This is a genomic window from Mesorhizobium sp. M0145, assembly GCF_040322355.1.
Taxonomy (GTDB): Bacteria; Pseudomonadota; Alphaproteobacteria; order Rhizobiales; family Rhizobiaceae; genus Mesorhizobium.
The window spans coordinates 1-5856 of the sequence record NZ_JAMYTK010000058.1 but is presented as its reverse complement, the minus strand read 5'-3'; the positions used below and the strand labels follow the sequence as shown (position 1 = coordinate 5856).

Genomic DNA, 5856 nt, shown 5'->3' with positions numbered 1-5856 from the left:
AGATTATCCTGCACCGTACTGCGTGCTATTCCCAGCACGACCGCAATCTCGCGGGAACTGGTCCCGCTTCCGGCAAGCCGAAGCAGCGTCGCGTTCCCGGGCGGCACCGGGATAAGCGACCCTATAAGCCGAAAGGCGAAGTGGGGCAAACCGGAGATCTTCGTCTTCTTGGGATTTACATTCATCTGCGGGAGTCACGTCGCGCGCGCTTCCAGCTTAAGCGGAAGACCCGCAGTGACCGCAATGCGGGCGAAGCTCAAGGACATACATCAAGGTGGAGCTGCGGCGTCGAATGCATTGGCCGATCCCTCAACAGGGGCTGAGGCAGATCGTGGGCGGGCACTTCACATACTTCGGGGTTCCAACGAATATCCCGGCGCTCACGGCGCTCACGGCGTTCGGGTATCGGGTGATCGACCTTTGGCGGCGTACCAGAAGGACGACGCTACGTGGGAACGGATCGCGCAGTTAGCCAACGACTACCTTTCCAAGCCTTGCAAACCTTCCCGCTTCGCCGTCAAACACTCGAGGTAGGAGCCACGTGCGGGAAAGCCGCCCGCGTGGGATCTGTGCGGGGGCGCTCAGTAATGAGCGTCCCCACCGCGAAATGGCTTCTTATCAGAATTGTCGCGCCACAATCGACTCCACCGCCATTCATCTGCGACGCCTCCGCGATTCGGCGTCACGAACAGAAGCGTGGCAGATTCATACGGGGGGGTAGGGCCGCCGCCGATGTGATCAATCGGAAGCCTCACTGGACAGTTGCGCCGGTGAGGCCAGGACAGTCGACTCCAGCCGGTCAAGCCACCGGAGTTGGTAGCTCCAGAAATTTTCAAAATATTATAGGTTCACGTTTCGACAGCATCTCGGAGGCGAAAAATGCGGCCCGAAGTTTCGTTCATATTTGGTGGGATTTCGACGGAATATGACTCATCTGTGTCATCATTATTGAATGTTATCAGTGTATACTTAAGTCTTTCCAAAGCTGAACGGCCGTTCACCGTGAAAAACATACATCACGTAAGTCAGAAAGGCGGCAATGTCACAACGCTCCCATTCGATGAACCTTTTGTGATTGATGATCTGAATGCCATCATTTCCAGTGAAGGCATTCGTCCGCGACGTACGTTAGTTAATGCCTTTGAAGCGATGGCATCGTGCAAAGAATACGTTGTCAACTTGTTGCACGGACAATTTGGCGAAGACGGAGGGGCCCAGACACTTGCGGCTGTTTTAGGTTTAAAAGGTACATTCGGCGATCCCGAAGTTGCGTCGCTGACAATGAATAAGTACGCGATGTCGTCTTTCGTTTCCTCGCTAGTCCCTAATGATATTGTGAGGATTCCAAAGACAATACTAATAAAAGCGAAAGATAAACTGGAAATGGTTCAGTTTGTAAACTCGTTTCAAGGTCCTGTCGTAGTGAAGCCTAACTCGCTCGGCTCGTCGCTGCTTACTGAGCGGTTTGATGAACCTGAAGCCCATCGAGAAGAGGTCATCGCTCTTATTAATGAAATACTCGAACAAGATGGCGCGGCGTTATTGCAAGAATTTGTTCATGGAAAAGAATATTCATGCGGCTGCATCGCAAATTCTAGCGATATAGTAACGCTTCCTGTTGTAGAAATCAAGACAAATAGAGGTTTATTCGGGCGGAAAGAGAAGTCTATCGAAGGCATGTCCGATCTAAGTGTAGTAGATGACCGCAATAATAACTCAATTGCTAATCGGATTAAGTCCGTCACAAGAATAATAGCTTCGACAGTCGATATTTATAATGCCGCCAGGTTTGATTTTCTGGTGTCGTCTCGTTCCGAAATAGTTTTCCTAGAATGCAACTACATTCCAGGGATGGGGAAAAATAGCATATTTCCAAAGATGTTGGAAAACCACGGTATGACTGTTATAGACATGATACATTGGGTTTATTCAAACTCAAAACCGTTTACCAGAAAGCGTTGCCTTGTGCGTGACAAAGCGGCCTAGCAGAGGGGAGGACCGCCCCTCAGACTACGAGGTCGCTCTACTGCTCCATACGGGGGCCGGGTGTGTGCGTCAATTACACAGGTGCGCGCCACGTGACGTGATTCGCTCACCCTTCGGCCACATCCGGCTCCCTTCGATGTCTGACTATGCCGGTTAGGAAAGATCGTCCCGGGCGAACTTGGCGTGGCATGAACATACGGTTGGCAAATGGCGACGGCGCTTTCTTAAACATCGGCTCGATGGCCTGTTCGACGAAGTTCGCCCTGGCCGGCCCCGAACGATTGATGATGATCAGATTGCTGGGGTGATCGAGCGCACACTACGTTCCACGCCACCCGATGCGACCCATTGGTCGATCCGCTCGATGGCAGGAGCCGCCGTCTTTTTGCACACGACGATCTGGCGGACATGGAACGCCTTCGGCCCGCAGCCCCATCGCACCGAGACGTTCAGGCTTTTCAGCAATCCCTTGTTCGTCGATAAGGCCCGCGACATCGTCGGTCTATATCCGTCGCCTCCTAATCGGGGTGCTGGTTCTCAGTGCGGACGAGAGGAGCCAAATCCAGGCACTTGATCGCGAGCAGCCGGTCTTGCCGATTACGCCCGGCGTGCCTGAACGGCGTACCCATTCTTCTGTTCGGCAGGGCACAACGACGTTGTTTGCAGCTCTGGATGTCGCCTCCGGTTTTGTCCTCGGCAAGGGTGACTAGAGGATCCAAATTGAATTTTACAAAATCTTTGCGATCGGAAGTCCCTAACAATGGTACGTTTATCACGAAGTCTGAGGTCAAGGCACCGGCTCAAAAACCGGATGCCGATTTACCTCGATCGCCGAACAACACGTAATGGAGGCACGGCAGCCGATGACACGAAGGGCAATCATTCTGGTCGAAGGTGATCCAACGGGGAATATTTTGCCATACGCCCAAGCGGCCCGACGTCTTGGACTTCATCCAATTATCCTGTCGTCTGAACCAGCGCAGTATGATTGGCGAGTGGCGGAAAGCATTGAGGCAATCCGGGTTGATACAAACGATCTCGATGCACTGACTCGAGAATGTTCCCGGCTCCGTTCGACTTACGAGGTTGCTGGCATTACCTGCGCCAAGGAGTGGGTCTGTGCGGCGGTTGCCAAGCTCTGCAAGCATTTTGATCTACCTGGGCCAAGTCCCGCATCCATTGAGCGATGCTGCGACAAATTCACCCAACGTCGGCTGCTCGCGGAGGCCGGCGTCCCAGTACCTGCGTACCGGTTGGCAACGAACGCGACGGACGTCGAACATTCTGCGGCGGAAATAGGACTGCCGGTAATTCTTAAGCCAGCCGTAGGCAACGGCAGCAGCGGTGTCCGACTGTGCCGCAACGTCGATGATTTGATCGAACATACGGCCTATCTATTGGGCGGGAAGCACATATGGCGATCTTCGCCAAAGGTACTGGTCGAAGAATTCGCAAACGGCCCATACTACGGCGCTTACATGATGGGCGATGAGCTCATTGGGATTTGTGCGGCCGAATTTGATCCCCCGCCGCATTTCGTCTTCCGAGAGTGGACGTTTCCGGCCTCTCTGACCGAGGAGCAACATGAACGTATTGCCGATCTTTCACGAAGCTGTTTGCGAGCTCTCGGCCTGGGCTGGGGACCAGCAGGCGTTGAAGTCCGGTGGACGAAGCGTGGCCCAGTCGTCATTGAAGTTAACCCGCGTCTTGCGGGCGCGCCCGATCCTCAAATGGTTCAGCTGGCGTGCGGTGTCGATCTTGTCACCGAGCACATCAAGCTTGTCCTGGGCGACAGGCGGAATCGGCGCAGAAGGCATTCGCAGACTGTGGTGGCGCGGTACCTAGTTCCAGATCGCGATGGTATCCTCGACCGGATCGATGGGGAGAGTCAGGCGGCCGCCGTACCAGGTGTCGTCGAGGTCAAATTGTGTATTGAACCCAAGACGCCGATCGCCAGGAAAGGCGATTATCGAGACTGCATCGGATATATCGTCGCCGCTTCGCCCGATCTTGCTGAGACCAAGATGATAGCTCAGCGTGGCGTCGACTTAATCAGCTGGTCGATCACCCCATTTGCTACGCGAGGCTCGGGCTCAGGCTCTGGGGAGACTGGAAACAAAGCTGCGCGGCCTGGGCGATGATGTACGCATACGCTGAAGGCTTCACCGGCTTTTGATTACCCACATCGTCGGCGGGCCTATTGCCCCGTATGAATCTGCCGTGATTCTGTCCGTGACGCCGAATCACGGAGGCGTCACGGATGCGAGACAAGACCAGCAGCAGCGGAGCCGCTTGGCAGGAAGAGCTTTGCGCGGCGGCCCTTCCCGACAAGCCCCTGGTCCGCCGGCTGCAGCGGTTGCTGGATCAGCTGTCAGCAGCGCCGGGCAGGCCGATCCCGGCGGCCTGTGGCGACCGGGCAGCGGCCAAGACGGCCTGCCGCTTCTTTGACAACCCGCGTGTGACCGAACATAGCGTTCTCGCCGGCCATTTCGCCGCGACTGCGGCGCGCGTTGCGGCGAGCGAAGGTCCGATCCTTATCCTGCAGGACACGACCGAATTTATCTACAGCCGCGCGCAGCCGGGCAAAATCGGCTTCACCAAGACCATCAACGCCGGGCGCTACACGGCTGGGCAGCCGAACGTGCTGACCTTGTGCGGGGTGCTGACGCATTCGAGCTTGGCCGTCACCCTCACCGGCACCCCTCGGTCTGACGGCAGTGAAGTTCTGGACCCGAACGAAATTCAAGGGAACGCTCGCGCTCAAGCGGCACATCAATCCCACACGCGTGCCGATCGAGACGAAGGAGAGCTACCGCTGGCTGGAGAACTTGCGTCAGTCCATCGCTCGTGGGCGCGCCCGAGCGCTGTGTGCATGTGGGTGACCGGTAGAGCGACATCTACGAGCTCTATTGCACCGCCCATGACCTTGGTACGAGCTTCCTCGTGCGGGTGCAGACGAACAGGCTGGCCGAGCGGCCTGCCGATGCTGGCCCACACGATCCTGCTCACCGCGTCTTTGCCCAACTTGCGGCGGCGCCCTGGGCGGGACGTCATCGCATTACGGTCGATCAGGACGAGACGACCTGGCTGCAGGTGAAGTTCGCCGCCATCAACACATTGCCGCCCCGTTGACAGCTGAGCATGTCCTTGCTGCTGTCGAACATCGGCTGTCACTATCGTCGACCTCCGGCACCCGCACGGCAGCAACTTCTCACATTCGGACATTTCTTCGGTTTTTGTATTGGCTGGTTACCATGACCAGGATCTCGCCCGCGTCGTCCCCAGGACACCCCACTGGCGTTTGGCTCATCTACCGCCGAGCCTTGCATGGGACGACGTTCGGCGTGCGGATATGATCGGCGCAACGACACCGGTCGACGTCCGCGATCGAGCCGTCCTGGTGCTGCTCGCCACCGCGGGCATTCGCAACGGCGAGCTGCGCGCCCTTCAGCCGCACGATATCAACTGGCGAACTGGGGAGGTTTTTGTCCGGCGCACCAAGGGCAAGCGTGATCGAGTGGCCCCGCTCATCGAGGAAGCCGGCGCCGCGCTCGCCGACTACATCCTGCGCGCTCGGCCGAAGGTGGATAGTCCGTACCTATTTCTGTCCTTCACGCCGCCGGTAGGGCCGTTCAGGTGCGCGTCGCCTGTTTCGAGGATCGTACAGAGCCGGTTGCAGCATAGTGGGATCGAGTTTGTCGGAGGTGCGCATCTCCTGCGCCACAGCTTAGCCACCCAACTTGTCGGACAGCGAAGGCCGATCAACGAAGTCGCCGATCTCCTAGCCGCCTTGATGCACGGCGAGGACGTTTTGGCGGCCTGAAGCGGCGATGTGGCCGCTGTTGGGCGCTTTTCCGCGAACCTCGTCAG

At 57.0% G+C, this 5856-nt stretch carries 5 protein-coding genes and 1 pseudogene; 5 read left to right on the top strand and 1 reads right to left on the bottom strand.

The features are described 5' to 3' along the window. The coding region (locus NKJ28_RS32790) for a hypothetical protein (protein ID WP_352638582.1) at nucleotides 1-185 on the bottom strand (185 nt) is incomplete at its 3' end. A 694-nt stretch (nucleotides 186-879) separates the two neighbouring features. Between NKJ28_RS32790 and NKJ28_RS32785 the strand changes: the two genes are divergently transcribed. The 5 genes and pseudogenes from NKJ28_RS32785 to NKJ28_RS32765 all read left to right on the top strand — a co-directional run bounded on the left by NKJ28_RS32785 (nucleotide 880) and on the right by NKJ28_RS32765 (nucleotide 5809). After that, the gene (locus NKJ28_RS32785; protein ID WP_352638581.1) at nucleotides 880-1986 is read left to right on the top strand and encodes a D-alanine--D-alanine ligase family protein; all 1107 of its coding nucleotides are present in this window, start codon (nucleotides 880-882) and stop codon (nucleotides 1984-1986) included. Nucleotides 1987-2164: 178 nt separating this feature from the next. Further along, nucleotides 2165-2687, top strand: a pseudogene (locus NKJ28_RS32780) (IS630 family transposase); the annotation flags it as partial. A gap of 162 nt (nucleotides 2688-2849) precedes the next feature. Continuing rightward, nucleotides 2850-4127, top strand: a complete 1278-nt coding sequence (locus NKJ28_RS32775) for an ATP-grasp domain-containing protein (protein WP_352638580.1) — start codon at nucleotides 2850-2852, stop codon at nucleotides 4125-4127. 119 nt (nucleotides 4128-4246) lie between these two features. Continuing rightward, on the top strand, nucleotides 4247-5083 hold the full coding sequence (locus tag NKJ28_RS32770; RefSeq protein ID WP_352638579.1) for an IS4/Tn5 family transposase DNA-binding protein: 837 nt from the start codon (nucleotides 4247-4249) through the stop codon (nucleotides 5081-5083). A 255-nt stretch (nucleotides 5084-5338) separates the two neighbouring features. After that, complete coding sequence (locus NKJ28_RS32765) at nucleotides 5339-5809, top strand: tyrosine-type recombinase/integrase (protein ID WP_352638578.1); 471 nt, start codon at nucleotides 5339-5341, stop codon at nucleotides 5807-5809. Nucleotides 5810-5856: the final 47 nt, after the last annotated feature.